Genomic DNA, 15,485 nt, shown 5'->3' with positions numbered 1-15,485 from the left:
GCATAATATCGAATGCGCTATTTTAGTATTGAGAGCACATCTGACATTCTTGGACAAGAACATCATATTAATAATTTTAAATCGCAATTACGTGATCAACACAACGGAGACTATTCATGTCGAATAAACTATTAGATCTTATCCAATCCTCTAATGCTAAATGGGTTGATTTTCGCTTTACTGATACACGCGGCAAAGAGCAGCACATCAGCTTCCCAGCGCATACCGTTGATGAAGATGTCATGGAAGATGGCAAAATGTTTGATGGCTCATCAATCGCCGGTTGGAAAGGTATCGAAGCGTCAGATATGATCTTGCGTCCTGATCCAGAAACTGCTTTTGTTGACCCGTTCTTTGACGCGGTGACTGTGGTAGTGACTTGCGATATCATCGAGCCATCAACGCTACAAGGTTATGACCGTGACCCACGCTCTATCGCACGTCGCGCTGAAGAGTATTTAAAGTCTACTGGTATCGGTGATACTGCTTACTTCGGTCCAGAGCCTGAGTTCTTTGTATTTGACGATGTTAAATGGTCAGTTGATATGTCTGGCGTTAGTCATAAAATCACGGCTGAAGAAGCAGCATGGTCGACTAACGAGACTTACGAGTGGGGCAACATGGCGCATCGCCCACGTGTGAAAGGCGGCTATTTCCCAGTACCACCGATCGATAGCTCACATGACATGCGTGCTGTTATGTGTGAACGCATCGAAGAAATCGTTGGTGAAGGTTCGGTTGAAGTTCATCACCATGAAGTGGCTTCTTGCCAGTCTGAAATCGGTGTTGCATTCAACACGATGGTACGTAAAGCGGATGAAGTTCAGCAATTGAAATATGTTGTTCATAACGTTGCGCATCAGTTTGGCAAAACAGCGACCTTTATGCCTAAACCAATCGTTGGTGATAACGGTTCAGGTATGCACGTACATATGTCAATCTCAAAAGACGGTGTAAACACATTCTCTGGTGATGAGTATGCTGGTCTGTCTGAAACAGCATTGTATTTCATTGGCGGTATTATCAAGCATGCTCGTGCGTTGAACGCGATTACTAACCCATCAACGAACAGCTATAAGCGCCTAGTACCACATTATGAAGCGCCTATCAAACTTGCTTATTCAGCATCTAACCGTTCAGCATCTATCCGTATTCCACACGTAAGCAGTCCGAAAGCGGTACGTGTAGAAGCACGTTTCCCTGATCCAACGGCTAACCCATACCTAGCGTTTGCTGCATTGTTGATGGCCGGCCTTGACGGTATCCAAAACAAAATGCATCCAGGTGAAGCTGCTGACAAAAACTTGTATGACTTGCCACCAGAAGAAGAAGCACAAATCCCAACGGTTGCAGAGAGCTTAGACGTCGCATTGCAAGCATTGCGTGATGATCATGACTTCTTATTAAAAGGCGATGTGTTCACTGAAGACATGCTAGAAGCGTTTATCGCTTTGAAAGAAGAAGAAGTACAACGTCTGAACGTGACTGTGCATCCAGTTGAGTTTGATATGTACTACAGCTGCTAATTAGTCGCTAAAGCACTCAGTTATTTTGATTCAAAAAAACCAGCTAAGTCATTCTTAGCTGGTTTTTTTATGTCTTTTTATAGAGGTAAAATCGTTATGAAGCGTTTTTCTTTAACATTACTACTGAATTCATATCGAGGACTACTGATTTCACTGCAAAAGTATCGCATAATGATAGATACTCAATTTTTAGTAATAGACATCAATTAGGCTGACTGACTATGGCATTATTATCAAAACCTTCTTTTTTGAAAAGCAGTCTAAAGGTAGGACTTCTGACCATTGCTACCAGTCTTTGTATGCCGCTTACACATGCTGCACCTATCTATAAAGTTATTGACGAGCAAACCGGTCAAGTGACCTTTACCGATCGTCCGCAGAGTTATGAGCAGCAAACTGGCAAACAAATCAGTCAAATAGCCATCACAACAGGTAATGAGACGAATAGCTCAGGAGTTGCTAATACAGCGAGTAGCAGTGCAACAAACGGTTCTGATGTCATCACTCAACCAGTTGCGGCGACACAAACACTAAATGCACCTGCCACTGCTACGACGACTGCGACAGTGAAAGCACCAGTAAGCTATCAATTAACGATTGCTGAACCCAGCAAAGAGAGAGCTTATCGCCGCCCAGCGCAAAGTATTGATGTGGCTGTACAAATTAAGCCTGCGCTACAAGCAGGTGACAGTGTGCGTATTTATCTGGATGATAAGGAAGTGGCACAGGGGCTGAGTACATCGATTGCTACGGTAAATGTGTTGCCAGGTGCTCATACGGTAAAAGCTGTGATACAAGGCGAGACAGGCCAAACGCTTGAGCAGGTAGCCATTACTGTCTATGTGATTCAAAACAATACCACATTACAAAACAATAAAAAGATCGCACAGCAGCTTTTGGCCTATCAAAACCTATCATGGTATCAAAAAATGAAGTTGAAACTGAGTCAAAAAGAAGTGGCTCAGTCTCAATCCCAATAACGACAACGATTAAATATGATGGATATCGCTAGGGCATATCCTCAATTTAACCGATAGTCATCTAAATGGGTTGAAAATGGCTAAATCTTGCCAAACCGCGTCAAATAGCTGACTAATATCTCGATATTATCTGCGCTATTTTTCTTGTTTGACTGCAATTTATCTCATTTTTATCACCATTTTTAAAATGAGGACACGACCTAGTAAAAAAAGGCAAGCACCGTTAACGATGCTTGCCTTTTTTAATGTAAATCACTTATTTTATTTTAACTATAAGCTGTCTTATTTAGTTAACTCGATGGTACCGTTAGCAGTCACAGAAATAGTGCTATTACCAGACTCAAAGCTTTGGCTTGGTACAGAGGATTCAAGCGAATCTGCTTTCATGCTCATAGCGCTATACATTGGACGTGGATAATTGCTACCTGTGTTTAGGTTAACATTGACGACGCGGTAGCCACGAGCATCCCAAGCACGGGTAAGGCTCTTAGCTTGCTGCTGAAAAGCGCGAGAGGCTTCGGTCATTAATTTTTGCTCTAGAGCATCCTTTTTGGTATCTGATACACCAAAGTTAAGATTGTCCATCACCAAGGTTTCTTGCAAATCAGCAATTAGTTGGCTAGTCGCTGAAAAGTCTGTACTTTTTAAATCTATGTTTGCTTGACCTGTCCAGCCGATGATTTTATCGTTTTTGTCATAGCGTGGATAGGTGCGCTGTTGCCCTGTGCTCACGGTCACGCTAGGGTAGCGCTTGGCAATTTTCATGGCATTGTTGATTGAGGTGTTAAGCATTGTAGCTAAAGTCTTAGAGTCAGTTGCTTGTGCTTTCTTGTACAAGCTGGCTCGTACTTCATCGTTCTGAATCTCTTCTTTTATTTCTGTCTGAAATGTCAGTTGATCATAGCCTGTTGGCTCTGCATGGGCGCTACCCATCATCGCTGTCATGAGACAAACCGTACCAGAAGCTAGTGCTGCTTTATTCAATAAAGTATTTTTCATTATTATCTCCTAAGTTGATTCTAATAATATATAAATGACAATTATCAACGCTCATTTATACATGAAAAGTTGTTCCTATTATTTTTTAAACATCGACATGGGTGCAACTTCATTCACTAAAATAGCAAAATTCATATAAGTTGCTGTGAGAATTTTGTGACCTAAGTTACTGATATAATTTGTGCTCATGTATTGCGGACATAAGCTAATGAACTAAAGGAAAGTGCTATTTAGGGTCTAAAGCAAACAGTTTTAAGATAGGGGTTGTAAAATTAAAAATTTCTTGTATAATTTGCGACTGGTGGCTCCATTGGTAGCCTCGCAACATTGTTCTATGAATCCCGCCAGGACCGGAAGGTAGCAACGGTAATAGTTATAGTGTGTGCCGAGGATGTGCTTTTGGAGTCGCTTTTTTTTGCCTAAAATTTGATAATTATATTTATAAAGTACAAAAAACCTATTTGTGATGTATTAAGCCCTTCATTGTAAAGGGCTTTTTTTGGGTCAAAATTTTGTCTGATGGTTAGCTATTTGCTTATGTAGTTTTCAATTTAGTTTCCTGTTCGATTTCCTTTGTAGTTCCGATCTAGTTCTAAGGTTTTATTGATTAATATGAGTTAAAATACAATGTATTAACTTTTTATTAACATTCTAGACACCTTGGAGTTTGATTATGAAGATGTTTGTTTGGCTATTCATTGCATTTTTGGTGTTGGTAGTTGTGTTTGGGGTATCTATTTTTAATAGATTGGTACGCGCACGTAACCAAGCAAAGAACGGCTTTGCTCAAATAGATGTGCAACTAAAGCGTCGTCATGATCTGATTCCAAACTTGGTCGAAACTGCCAAGCGTTATTTGAGTCATGAAGAAGAAACACTCACTCGCGTCATTAGCGCGCGTAATCATGCTCAAGATCTACAAGACTCTAATAAGCATCAGCCAGACTCGCTAGAGCATATGGCACTGTTTGCAAAAGCAGAAGGTATGCTGTCTAAAGCGTTGGGTCAATTTTCCGCTGTCGTCGAAGCCTACCCAGAGCTCAAAGCCGATAGTATGATCAAGGAACTCATGGACGAACTAACCAATACGGAAAATCGCATCGGATTTGCCCGTCAGCATTATAATGACAGCGTGATGTTTTATAATAATGATCGCGAAGTCTTTCCTAATAACCTCGTTAGTACGACGTTTGGCTTTCGTCCACTCAGTCAGTTGGTATTCGAGGATAGAGAAGCGATTGCTCAGGCACCGATTGTCAATATGGGCTAAGGTTTAGACAATTTTGGCGAACTCTAGGCAGCCTAATCTGATGGATTTTTTTGGTGAACAGCGGATACGTACGCGGCGCAGTCTATTACTTTATGGACTGTTTTTCCTGATTGTACTTGCTCATATGGCAGTGGGACTGGCTGTCATGTCTATACTGCTGACAGTATTTACAGGCGGTATATACTACTGGGTATTGGTTCTGGTCATTGTCTTGACGTTAGGCAGTTTCGTTGGTGGTAGTTTTTTAGAGTATCGACGCCTGCGAGCAGGTGGCCGCGCTATTGCTCAGCGAGTAGGGGCGGTTAGGCTATTCATTGATAACAGCCAAGAAGCATGGGAGCACAGTCAAGGAGTCGCTCATCAACACGAAGCTAAAGAAAAGGTTCGCTATCGTTCGCGTCATATAGCAGTACGTGACGAGCACGATTTTCCGCCCGTTTATCGTCGCTACTATGAAATCGCTCAACAACTGGCCATTGCTTCAGGTTTGCAAACCCCTATTTTGTACGTGCTACCTGACGAGCAGGGTATCAACGGTTTCGTCGCTGGTCGCCATAGCTCAGATATGGTACTCGTCGTTACTCAAGGTGCGTTAGATAAACTGTCTGATGAGGCGCTATACGGACTCATTGGTCATGAATATGGTCATATATTGCACGGTGATGCTACGTTCAATTTACAGCTGATGGTGGTATTGGCAGGCTTGCAGATACTATACGACTGGAGTGACCCAATATCTAATTACCGTTATTTTGATAGCGATAGTATTTCCCAAAAGTTTCTATCACAGAGACAGGTTGATACGCTTGCACGCAATACAGAAGCGCAAACCGCTAATTTCACCACGCATAGTGAATGGGTCGCTTATTGGCAGCAGCAATCACAACAACAGCAGTCCTCAGCCAAGCGTCAGTCTAAATGGGTGCAAACGCCACCTATAATAGATCGTCAAGCCCCGCGTAGTGTCTGGACATTGCTACTGCATGGTTTGAGCTTCTCTAGTATGGCAAGCGCGCAGTTGATTAAGCACAGTTTTAATCGTGAGCGCGAGCTACTTGCTGATGCCACCAGCGTTCAGTTAACACGTATGCCTGCGATTATCGAAACCTTACAAGCTATTCATCAAGACTCGCTCGGCTCGCGTTTGTCTGGCATCGCCGATATCAATGGACTCAGTCATTTTTTCTTTGCTAGTAGTGGGGCAGACTTGGGTGATGTGTCATGGTTTGCCACACATCCAAGCTTGACTGAGCGTATGAGCGCTATTAATGCGGATGCTTATCATGAGTTTGCGGTACAAGTTGCCAAAGAAAAGCGAATAAATCAGCAAAAGGTCAAAGAAATATATAGGCAACGACGCTTAGGTGATTGGGGGGCAACAAAAGAAAATAGCCTAAGTGAATATTTGCCAGAAAGAAACGTGCAGCATTCGTCAGTATTTGAGACTCAAACAGCTGCAACGATTAATATAAGAGACAATAAACAGATAAGTGACGCAAAAGTTCTTGCTGAATCTATAAGCGAAAATCGTAATAAAGATAATGGCGAATTAGAGATTGATGACGGTTTAGAGTTTGCCGTAGAAGCTGATGTGGTGGTCGATGGGCGGCTTCAAGTACAGGCCGAAGACGTTGGCGTTCATCAGCTATTAAAACCGTGGCAGTCCAAACCTGACGCTGACCTACCAGAAAACACATTAATTGGGTTTAATGATATTAAAAAGGTATCACTACCTCAGTACATACTCAACCATAGTCATCATCCTTTAGGTGCGCTAGCATTAGTCGAAGCTGTCTTGCTTTGTCATCAGCATCAATCATTATCAACGACTGTCATGTATAGTTTGAATGATATTTGGAATGACGGGCTCTTTGTTGCTACTGACTCGACTTCCCATGAGAAAATATTACCGCATAGGATAGATACTAAGCTGATGACAGTAGTAGCCAGTTTGGACAGGCGTTTAGACAGCGCTTTGATTGAGCTCGCCTTAAATCAATTGCATCAAAACAATTTATCTGAACTATGTATTGAAGATCTAAAGCTCAAAAGTAAACGCGATCATAGTCACGACAGTCATCAGTACTATAAAAAACAAGAAAAATGCCGTACGATGTTGTTGCGTTATCAGCAGGGCATATTTGAGTTATTTAACCAACAGCTGACATCTGACTTAACCAAAAGCTTAGCTTCTGATTCGTCAGATCAAAATATACCTAGTGGTAACGATCATGCAATTGCTCTGAATAACCCGTTAGCTTTAGCACATCAAAAATCGCCAATATTGTCACTATGGCAAGCGCTACATTTGCAGCAGTTACTACCGATATTGTCTGAAGTTTTACAAGATACAGACGCGCAATCTCTATGGCCGCAAATACTGAAGACTGGTATGGAAAACGTAAGGGCGCAACTAGATCCTTCGGGCCAAGTATTTACAGGACTTAGTAAATCAGAAGTATCAGTTGTTATTTTATTGGCTTATCGACTATCAAAAGATGCCAAAGGCCAGATGATCTCAATGCATGACCGATCGCTATTGAGTGAGGGTAACGACAGTTTGGCGCATTATATTGTAGATTTGAGACGGCATGCGCGCTTGATTGATATTGATCTTATGACAGTAAGCGATGTTAATTTACAGTGGCTATTATTGACCGCACAGCACTTGAATAGCATTCAGTTATTGGCGATTATTTCTGCGGTTCCTGTCTCTGCCAATCACTTTATCAAGCGCTTGGTAGGTGATCCGAATGCTGATAATTATCGAGAGAAGCAACAGGATGGTAGTCAAATAGATTATAATGAAAGTGAAATGAGCCAGCCTACTCATAATGAGTATCGCCAATGGCTAAGTACGTTGCATACGATGATGTTACACGATACGATAATCAGCCAAGATGAATACGATTGTTTGTTGGCAATATCAGAGCGTTGGCTCGGTATTCGACAGCTGTTTTGATGGGCATGTATTTATTACTTAATTGATAGTATAGCGCATGCTTAATGAGAGCTGCCAAAACCATAAAAACATCTATAAATGATATAAACAAAATGAGTAGGATAGTAGAGTCGAATGAGTGATACCCAAGACCCGCTAACTGTATTACAGCGCCGTGTGCAGCAACGCCAAATTCTAGCGATGATAGGTATCAATCAGTGGGTACAACCTGAGTCAGAAACCATCAATATGGCTGACATTGCGACAGCTTCGGTTGAGCAATCAAATATTGTTTCCACTGATATTGAGTCTAGTAACAATGAAGTAGTGAGCGTTGGAATTTTAGGCACAGTTGATCGATCGACTGATGGTTATGATATCAATGATTACAATGCTAAGGGCTATGTTGCCGATGAGTATGATCCTGATTTGCAAGCTACCGCTGAGCAGACGGCTAGCGAGCAAAGCCCTGTTATTTATAGTTTTGATTCCGTTGATTCAACTACTGTTAGTTCAAGTACTGGGTCTATCTATCATGACATCCCAAGTACTACATCGAACCAAACTGCTGTAACCTCTACGAATGCACCTATTGAGCAACCTCAATTTGCGCAGAATAATTTTCCGCAAAGTAGTTTTCCACAGAGTGCTAGTGATGACAGCATAAATGATGATAGCTTAAAAAAAGTAGCACCATTTGACTTGCAAGGTGGCCGCTATGGTGACTGGGTAATAGTGGTTGATATCAAAGCGCTAAATAGTGACAGTCAGAAACTATGGCAAAACATCATTCAAGCGCTATCAATCACTTGCGAGACAACATCATTCCCGATTTGCGACGGTATGGATACTGCTGAGCTTGCCAATGCCAGTCTTGCAGGATATATCTTTCGAATTGGCCGGAGTGAAGAGATACAAGTTGCTGCACTGACAGCGCTGCCTAACGGCCTCCAACATCCCAATCTGACCACTGTGCCGACATTAGAAGCAATGCTCGCAGACAGTGATGCTAAACGTCAGTTGTGGGAGCAGATATCTCATTGAGTTGTATAAAAACTAACATCGATACCATTGCCTTTATCAACAAACTGAAATAAAAAACATCCTTTTATTTCATCATACCTAGGACTGTGATTATGCCTACAACCCCAACGTCTACAGCAACTGCCACACCGCATCGCCTGCCAAATTTTTGTGCTGGTCCTGCTACTATGCCAACAGCCGTATTAGAGCGCGCGCAGAGCGAACTGCTTGATTGGCAAGGTCGCGGCCTGTCGGTCATGGAAGTCAGCCATCGTAGTAAAGAGTATATGGCCATTACTGACAAGGCGGAAGCTAAGCTACGCACGCTTATGGAAATACCAGATAACTATAAAGTGCTGTTTTTGCAAGGTGGCGCAAGTTTGCAGTTTTCTGCGATTCCATTGAATCTGTTAAATGGCGGACGCGGTGACTATTTGACGACAGGAGCGTGGTCAGGTAAAGCAATCAAAGAAGCTAAGCGCTATGAAGCATTGGGTTTGGGCGAGATTAATTTAGTTGCGACTGGCAAAGAGAATAACTTTACTGACGTACCAGCGCAAAGCGATTGGAATATCAGTAAAGACGCCGTTTATTTTCATTACTGTGCTAATGAAACAATTCATGGCCTACAGATATTTGAGCCGCCACAAGTAGATGCGCCAATCATTGCTGATATGTCATCTTGTATCTTGTCGCAGCCGATAGATGTGTCTAAATTTGGCATGATCTACGCGGGCGCCCAGAAAAACATCGGTCCTGCAGGTCTAGTCATTGTCATTATCCGTGACGATTTGATGGGGCAAGCAAGTGAATGGTGTCCTATGCTGTTGAACTATGAGCATCAAGCTGACAAAGAGTCTATGTCTAACACGCCAGCGACGTATTCTTGGTACTTAGCAGGGCTGGTGTTTGATTGGTTGGAAGAGCAGGGAGGTGTAGCTGCTATCGGTAAAATCAATCAGCAAAAAGCTGACTTACTTTATAAGACAATCGATGACAGCAGTTTTTATAATAATCCAGTAGATTCTAAGTATCGTTCTATCATGAACGTGCCATTTACTTTAGCAGACAGCAGCCTTGATAAAGTATTCTTAGAAGAGTCAGAAAAAGCTGGCTTGTTAAATCTAAAAGGTCATCGTGACGTAGGCGGTATGCGAGCCAGCATCTACAATGCCGTACCAATTGAGTGGGTACAGCAGCTGGTTGACTTTATGATTGCGTTTGAGAAAAAGCATGCATAGGTCATACTAGACTTTAAAATAAAAGACGCCGCTTTTACAAGTTGCGTCTTTTTTTATGAGTATATTTATCGATGCACAGTTTGAGTAAAAAGCGTTTAATATCTACCATCATTATATCTAATACCAATGATGTCGTACTGATAGATGTCGCACTGATGCTGCGTAACATGGCAAACCATTAGGATGAATTACCTAAGTTTGTTATGATAAAATTTTGCCATCAGGCTATTTTACCGTCAGCGCTTAATTTTTGATACTCGCATTGGTTAGCATAGAGGTTTGTTATAACGTTATGATAAGAAAAAATGCCCTGCTAAAAGCTGTTTTGCTAGCCATCACTGTCAGCTGGATACCGAGTAGTATTGCGGCGCCTATCACAACGACAGCGCTTGGGCACAATAGCCCAACTGAGTACATTAACGCACCTTACATGCCCTATGCCAATCCAAAAGCGCCATCAGGGGGTACGCTGTCTCTAGATGCTCGCGGTACGTTTAATAGCGCCAACAAATGGATGACCACGGGTGTGGCGATGATTGGCACAGACTATCTGTATGATACTTTGATGACTGGTTCATTAAATGAAGCATTTACCATGTATCCGCAGCTGGCAAGTAAAGTGACATATGATCCAGATGATACGAGCTGGATTATCTATCATCTCAACCCTGATGCTCGTTTTTGGGATGGGTCGGGTGTGACCAGTCGTGATGTAAAAGCGACTTTTGAGGCGATATTGAACAAAGGCCCCATGTATATTCGCAGTTATCTAAGTGATATCAAAGACATTCAAATCATTAATGATCAACAAGTAAAGTTTGTCTTTGCCTCTGCTGAAAACAAAGAGATTTTACTGACTGTTGGCCAGTTCCCTATATTTGCCAAGTCTTCCATTGATGCCGATTTTGAGAAAATCAGTCTGTCACCATTGATGGGTAGTGGTCCTTATAAATTAGGTCGAGTCGATGCGGGACGTTCGGTAAGTTATATACGTGATCCCAATTATTGGGGTCGTGATTTGATGGTCAATCGTGGCCGCTACAACTTTGATATGATCAAGTTTGTTTATTATCAAAGCGATGAGATTGCCTTTGAGGGTTTTAAATCTGGTCAATACCGTTTTCGCCCCGAAAATAAAGCATCGAACTGGGTAACTGGGTATAATTTCCCTGCCGTAAAAGCAGGGCTTATCCAAAAAGAGACGATAACCAGTCAAAATCCAGTACCGATGCAAGCGTTGGTGATGAATTTGCGTCGCCCAATCTTTCAAGACATCAAAGTTCGCCAAGCACTGACAGCTGCTTATGATTTTGAATGGATGAATAAAACCCTATTTCATGGGCAGTACGAGCGTTTGCAGAGCTTCTTCCATGGCTCAGAGCTTGCAGCAAAGGGTACGCCATCTGATGCAGAGATGCAGGTATTGACACCGTTATTGTCTGAGCTCGAACCGATTCAGCGCAAAGCAACATTAGCAGAATGGCAGCTATCCACCAGTGATGGTAATGGTTTTAATCGTCAAGGATTATTAGAAGCGCGCCAGCTTCTATTAGAGGCTGGGTTTTATTATGAGGATATGAAACTATATCAACCTGATGGGTCGCTTGCTCAGATTGAGATTTTGATGACAGGCGAGACCATGGGCCGTGTATTGTTGCCTTATATTCGCAATCTAAAACGCTTGGGATTTGATGCAACATTGCGTCAAGTCGATGGGCCGCAATATTATGAGCGTATGCGCCGCTTCGATTATGATATGGTCGTGGACGTATTTGCCCAAAGTCTCTCTCCTGGTGCTGAGCAAGCAGCATTCTGGGGTAGCGATGCTGCTGACGAGCCGGGCAATCATAATAGTGCTGGTATCAAGAATGCAGCCGTCGATAAGGTCGTTGCTGCCCTTGGTAATGCCAAAAATCGTGACGAAATTGTACTGTATACACAGGTGCTAGATCGGTTGTTACGCGCAGGTCATTATGTCGTACCGCTATACGGCAAGTCTGGCACCAATGTCGCCTACTGGGATCAGTATCGCCATACCGAAAAACTACCGACCAATGCTGTTGGTATCGATTACTGGTGGGTGGATAAAGAGGCAGAAGGGCGTATCAATAAGTATTTAAAACAGTAAATAGTGTTTATTATAAAGTTTGACCCGATACCGATAACAACAGTCAGCTGAGCATATATGCTGTTGCTGTCAAATAACAGTTAGATTAGGGCGTGTCCTCATTTTAAAAATGGTGATAAAAATGAGATAAATTGCCGTCAAACGAGGAAAATAGTGCAGATAATATCGAGATATTGACCAACTATTTGACGATGTTTGGCAAAATTTAGCTGTTTTTAGCCCATTTAGAGGGCACTCGTTTGAATTGAGGACACGCCCTAGATAATTCAAAATAACACGTAACAAAAATAACTACCGGTAAGGATTTAACATGAGTATCCGTATTCACCCAATCAAAGCATTTAGCGATAACTATGTCTGGACATTGATTAATGAAAATAATAAGCAGGCGATTGTCATTGATCCAGGTCAAGCCCAGCCGGTCATTGATTATCTAGAGACGCATGAACTGGAGCTAACCTCGATTTGGACGACTCACCATCATCATGATCATATCGGCGGCGTCGCAGAGTTACAGGAGTCGTATCCGATGACTCATCTGGTTGCGCATAGTGAGCATGGTGTTGATGAAGATCAAACTATCAAAGATGGTAGCACGGTGAGCGCATGGGGCTGCTCTGCGCAAGTCTGGGATGTGTCAGGGCATACCGCTAGCCATATGGCCTATATCTTAGATATCGATGGGCAAAAGCACTGCTTCTGCGGTGATACGTTGTTTAGTGCAGGTTGTGGACGTGTGTTTACTGGTACGATTGAGCAACTGCATGAGAGCTTTAAGCGTTTGAACGGCTTGCCTCATGAGGCGCTACTGTATCCGGCGCATGAATATACGGCCAGTAACCTACGTTTTGGTCTATCTATTGAACCTGACAATGAATCGATGCAGCAAGCCTTAGCACGAGCAGAGGTACAAACTGAACAAGGCATGGCAACGCTACCAGTGACACTAGAGCATGAGCGCACGGTAAATGTGTTTTTACGTACACAAGAGCCGAGTGTAATCGCAGGAGTTAAATCCAAAATGCCTATCGATGATGAGAAGTCGTTAACGGTATTTGCAGCGTTACGTGAGCTGAAAAACAACTTTTAAAGTAAGTTTTTAACAAATAGTTTGCTTTTAAGCACCTATTTAATACACCACAATTCGCTGCTGAACGTCATTGCTATCTCTCTTTATTTAGGAAGTCGCCATTATGGGTCGTTATATCTTAAAAAGACTACTACTGATATTGCCGACACTATTTTTGATATTGCTTGCCAATTTTGTGATCGTACAGGCGGCACCGGGCGGGCCTGTTGAGCAGCAGCTGGCACTTATTGAGCAGGGCGCAAAAGATAATGCGCTTGGCGGTAATATTGGTGCGGGCAGTGCAGGTGGCAACGACAGTACTTATCAAGGCACGCGTGGTCTCTCTGAGGAGATGGTCGCTGCGATCAATGCTCAATATGGCTTTGATAAATCCGCTCCAGAGCGATTTTGGCTCATGCTAAAGAACTACGCTCAGCTAGATTTTGGTGAGTCGTTTTTTAAAGGGCAGTCGGTGACCGATCTTATCATAGAGAAGCTGCCAGTCTCGATATCGCTTGGGCTGTGGAGTACGTTGCTCATCTATATGATCGCTATTCCGCTAGGCGTCTATAAAGCGATGCATCATGGCTCAGGCATTGATGAAGCCACTGCTATGCTGCTAGCGATCGGACATGCAATACCTGTGTTTGTCTTCGCAGTGATTTTACTGGTTTTCTTTGCAGGTGGCAGCTATTGGAATATCTTTCCATTACAGGGACTGACGTCCGAAAATTTTGATCAGCTAAGCGCGCTTGGTAAAGTAAAAGATTATTTTTGGCATTTGGCGTTACCGCTGCTGGCAAGTACTGTAGGCGGTTTTGCAGGTTTGACCTATCTGACCAAATTCAGCTTTTTAGAGGAGCTGGGCAAACAGTATGTACTCACTGCTCGTGCTAAAGGCTTAGGTGAGCGTCAAGTACTATACGGACATGTTTTTCGCAATGCGATGTTGATTATTATCGCAGGTATTCCGGCCGCTATCGTTGGTATCTTCTTTGCCGGTAACTTTTTGATTGAAATTATCTTTAAACTTGATGGCCTCGGTTTACTAGGTTTTGAAGCCATTCAACAACGCGATTATCCAGTGATATTTGGCACACTATTTATCTTTACCTTAGTGGGGCTGCTACTGCAGTTAATCAGTGATTTGAGCTATCACTTAATCGATCCTCGTATTGACTTTGAGGGGCGCTAATGTCAAATAATCAACCTTCACCAAATCGCAGTACTATTAATAGCGAACCAGATAAAGCGCCAATGCCTGAGCAGCTATCTACCACAAAAAAGCAACGCTTGAACCCTATCTGGCAAGCACGACTCAATCGCTTTCGTCAAAATAGACTTGGGGTGATATCGCTGTTTGTTTTCGCAGTGATATTTGTTATTTGTATGGCAGCTAACGTCATTGCCAATGACAAACCTTTACTGGTTCAATATCAAGGCGATTATTACTTTCCGGTATTAAAGGCCTATCCTGAAACGACGTTTGGCGGTGTATTTGAGACCGAAACCAATTATAAAGACCCTGCAGTGCAGTCGCTGATTGATGAGCAAGGGTTTTATGTAATGCCGCCTATTCCGTTTGCCGACCAGACGCCCAACGTCGAGCTTGGTCTGCCTTATCCAGCAGCACCCAATGCTCAGAACTGGCTTGGTACTGATGATATGGGACGTGATGTGCTGGCACGGATACTTTATGGTATGCGAGTGTCGTTACTGTTTGGTCTGGCCTTGACGCTTGCGGGTGCACTGATTGGGATTATCGTCGGTGCGGTACAAGGTTATTATGGCGGCTGGGTAGATCTGGCAGGGCAGCGATTTATGGAAGTATGGGGCGGTATGCCTCAGCTGTTTATGATTATTATTTTGGTCAGTCTGTTTAGTCCCAGCATTATTATGCTGTTCGCCATGATGCTACTGTTCGGTTGGATGGGTTTGGTCGGTTTGGTACGGGCAGAGTTCTTACGAGCCCGCAACTTTGACTATGTGCGAGCTGCACGCAATTTAGGTGTTTCGGACAGCCAAATCATGCTTAGACATATCTTACCCAATGCGTTAGCTTCTAGTTTGTCGCAGTTGCCATTTATTCTAACGGCCAATATTATCGCTTTGACTGCGCTGGATTTCTTGGGATATGGATTGCCACCTGGCTCGCCGTCTCTTGGTGAGCTAATGGTACAAGGGAAGAACAACCTTGATGCACCTTGGCTTGCCTTGTCAGGATTCTTTAGTTTGACCTTTATTTTGTCATTGCTCATCTTCGTCGGCGAAGCGCTGCGTGATGCATTTGATCCGAGGCGTTCTTAAT

11 protein-coding genes and 1 other RNA gene are annotated in these 15,485 nt (G+C 43.0%); 11 read left to right on the top strand and 1 reads right to left on the bottom strand.

What is annotated here, in order from left to right; translation table 11 throughout:
- The first annotated feature begins 116 nt into the window (after positions 1 to 116).
- The gene (gene glnA / locus ACS8FA_RS22100; protein ID WP_057760355.1) at positions 117 to 1,526 is read left to right on the top strand and encodes a type I glutamate--ammonia ligase; all 1,410 of its coding nucleotides are present in this window, start codon (positions 117 to 119) and stop codon (positions 1,524 to 1,526) included.
- Positions 1,527 to 1,747: 221 nt separating this feature from the next.
- Positions 1,748 to 2,506, top strand: coding sequence for a DUF4124 domain-containing protein (locus ACS8FA_RS22095; protein ID WP_439265426.1), 759 nt, complete (start codon positions 1,748 to 1,750; stop codon positions 2,504 to 2,506).
- 282 nt (positions 2,507 to 2,788) lie between these two features.
- Here ACS8FA_RS22095 and ACS8FA_RS22090 read toward each other — a convergent pair whose 3' ends face one another.
- Positions 2,789 to 3,505: an SIMPL domain-containing protein gene (locus ACS8FA_RS22090; RefSeq protein WP_371547160.1), complete on the bottom strand. Its 717-nt coding sequence runs from the start codon at positions 3,503 to 3,505 to the stop codon at positions 2,789 to 2,791.
- Positions 3,506 to 3,813: 308 nt separating this feature from the next.
- On the opposite strand from ACS8FA_RS22090, the gene ffs reads away from it, so the two are divergent.
- The 9 genes from ffs (at position 3,814) to ACS8FA_RS22045 (ending at position 15,484) form a co-directional block, all read left to right on the top strand.
- Positions 3,814 to 3,910, top strand: an RNA gene (ffs, locus tag ACS8FA_RS22085) — signal recognition particle sRNA small type.
- A gap of 268 nt (positions 3,911 to 4,178) precedes the next feature.
- Entirely contained in the window at positions 4,179 to 4,775 is a 597-nt protein-coding gene (locus ACS8FA_RS22080; protein ID WP_102091727.1) for a LemA family protein, read from the top strand.
- Positions 4,776 to 4,788: 13 nt separating this feature from the next.
- Positions 4,789 to 7,737 carry a M48 family metalloprotease gene (locus ACS8FA_RS22075; RefSeq protein ID WP_439265423.1) on the top strand — a complete coding sequence of 983 codons (2,949 nt, stop codon included), beginning with the start codon at positions 4,789 to 4,791 and terminating at the stop codon, positions 7,735 to 7,737.
- Positions 7,738 to 7,851: 114 nt separating this feature from the next.
- Positions 7,852 to 8,760, top strand: a complete 909-nt coding sequence (locus tag ACS8FA_RS22070; protein WP_201571771.1) for a DNA polymerase III subunit psi — start codon at positions 7,852 to 7,854, stop codon at positions 8,758 to 8,760.
- A gap of 92 nt (positions 8,761 to 8,852) precedes the next feature.
- On the top strand, positions 8,853 to 9,980 hold the full coding sequence (gene serC, locus ACS8FA_RS22065) for a 3-phosphoserine/phosphohydroxythreonine transaminase (protein ID WP_165596967.1): 1,128 nt from the start codon (positions 8,853 to 8,855) through the stop codon (positions 9,978 to 9,980).
- 295 nt (positions 9,981 to 10,275) lie between these two features.
- Positions 10,276 to 12,108, top strand: coding sequence for an extracellular solute-binding protein (locus ACS8FA_RS22060; RefSeq protein ID WP_439265486.1), 1,833 nt, complete (start codon positions 10,276 to 10,278; stop codon positions 12,106 to 12,108).
- A 310-nt stretch (positions 12,109 to 12,418) separates the two neighbouring features.
- Entirely contained in the window at positions 12,419 to 13,198 is a 780-nt protein-coding gene (gene gloB, locus ACS8FA_RS22055) for a hydroxyacylglutathione hydrolase (RefSeq protein ID WP_179798985.1), read from the top strand.
- A gap of 103 nt (positions 13,199 to 13,301) precedes the next feature.
- Positions 13,302 to 14,372, top strand: a complete 1,071-nt coding sequence (gene yejB / locus ACS8FA_RS22050; protein WP_439265420.1) for a microcin C ABC transporter permease YejB — start codon at positions 13,302 to 13,304, stop codon at positions 14,370 to 14,372.
- 62 nt (positions 14,373 to 14,434) lie between these two features.
- The gene (locus tag ACS8FA_RS22045; protein WP_439265484.1) at positions 14,435 to 15,484 is read left to right on the top strand and encodes an ABC transporter permease; all 1,050 of its coding nucleotides are present in this window, start codon (positions 14,435 to 14,437) and stop codon (positions 15,482 to 15,484) included.
- Position 15,485 lies beyond the last annotated feature (1 nt).

Origin of the sequence: Psychrobacter sp. 1Y1 (assembly GCF_051847395.2) — a bacterium.
GTDB lineage: Bacteria > Pseudomonadota > Gammaproteobacteria > Pseudomonadales > Moraxellaceae > Psychrobacter.
This window is presented reverse-complemented; position numbering and strand designations above follow the sequence as displayed.

Bases quoted from the DNA above. Each gene is read 5' to 3' on its own strand.
- glnA (WP_057760355.1), top strand. From the start codon at position 117: ATGTCGAATAAACTATTAGATCTTATCCAATCCTCTAATGCTAAATGG.
- ACS8FA_RS22070 (WP_201571771.1), top strand. From the start codon at position 7,852: ATGAGTGATACCCAAGACCCGCTAACTGTATTACAGCGCCGTGTGCAG.
- gloB (WP_179798985.1), top strand. From the start codon at position 12,419: ATGAGTATCCGTATTCACCCAATCAAAGCATTTAGCGATAACTATGTC.
- ACS8FA_RS22045 (WP_439265484.1), top strand. From the start codon at position 14,435: ATGCCTGAGCAGCTATCTACCACAAAAAAGCAACGCTTGAACCCTATC.
- ACS8FA_RS22080 (WP_102091727.1), top strand. From the start codon at position 4,179: ATGAAGATGTTTGTTTGGCTATTCATTGCATTTTTGGTGTTGGTAGTT.
- yejB (WP_439265420.1), top strand. From the start codon at position 13,302: ATGGGTCGTTATATCTTAAAAAGACTACTACTGATATTGCCGACACTA.
- serC (WP_165596967.1), top strand. From the start codon at position 8,853: ATGCCTACAACCCCAACGTCTACAGCAACTGCCACACCGCATCGCCTG.
- ACS8FA_RS22095 (WP_439265426.1), top strand. From the start codon at position 1,748: ATGGCATTATTATCAAAACCTTCTTTTTTGAAAAGCAGTCTAAAGGTA.
- ACS8FA_RS22090 (WP_371547160.1), bottom strand. From the start codon at position 3,505: ATGAAAAATACTTTATTGAATAAAGCAGCACTAGCTTCTGGTACGGTT.